This window comes from Methylibium sp. T29, assembly GCF_000576205.1.
GTDB classification, from domain to species: Bacteria; Pseudomonadota; Gammaproteobacteria; order Burkholderiales; family Burkholderiaceae_C; genus Methylibium; species Methylibium petroleiphilum.
In genome coordinates, this window is the sequence record NZ_AZND01000567.1 from 1 (window position 1) to 797 (window position 797).

1 protein-coding gene and 1 pseudogene are annotated in these 797 nt (G+C 75.0%); both read left to right on the forward strand.

Annotated elements, in window-relative coordinates:
• Positions 1 to 465: pseudogene (locus x551_RS22865) on the forward strand (ABC transporter substrate-binding protein); the annotation flags it as partial.
• Positions 462 to 797 (forward strand): iron chelate uptake ABC transporter family permease subunit (locus x551_RS22870; RefSeq protein WP_036252117.1); only part of this gene is annotated, 336 nt, incomplete at its 3' end. The pseudogene x551_RS22865 and the gene x551_RS22870, both read left to right, overlap by 4 nt.

The following is a 797-nucleotide window of genomic DNA, read 5'->3' on the forward strand; positions in this document are numbered from 1 at the left end:
GCCGCGCCGGTGTGGTCGACCATCGAGCGGCAGCTGGCCGACGCCGCCGCGCGGGTGCCGGCCACGCTGCGCGGCCGGCGCGTCTATTTCGAGGTCGATGCCACGCCCTATGCCGCCGGCAGTGGCTCCTTCATCGGCGAGACGCTGCTGCGGCTCGGGCTCGGCAACGTCGTGCCGCCGGCGCTGGGGCCGTTTCCGCGCCTCAACCCGGAGTACGTGCTGCGCGCGCAGCCCGACATCGTGATGGCGCTGCAGCGCAACCTGGCCGAGATGCCCGGACGTCCGGGCTGGGCCTCGCTGCAGGCGCTGCAGCGGCGGCAGACCTGCGGCTTCGCGAGCGCGCCCTACGACGTGCTGGTGCGTCCCGGCCCGCGCATGGGAGAAGCGGCGCTGTTGCTGGCCGACTGCCTGGCCGCTTTGCCGGTGTCGGCCGCCAGTGCGAAGCCGGGGGCGGGGAGCCGATGACCCACGCCGAACTCGTCTCGCGTCGCCGCCATCTTGCGGTCGGGCTGGCGGTGCTGAGCGCGCTGCTGATCGTCGCCGGCCTGATGGCCGGCAGCGAGGGCTGGTCGGTTGCGTCGCTGTGGGCCCCGGATGCCGGCCTGATCGTCGGCGAGATCCGTGCGCCGCGCACGCTCGGTGCGTGGCTGGTCGGTGCGCTGCTCGGCCTGGCCGGCGCGGTGGCACAGGGCCTGTTCCGCAATCCGCTGGCCGATCCCTACCTGCTCGGCTCGGCCTCCGGGGCCTCGCTGTGCGTGGTGCTGGTGCTGGCCGGCAGCGCGCTGCCGGCCACGGCG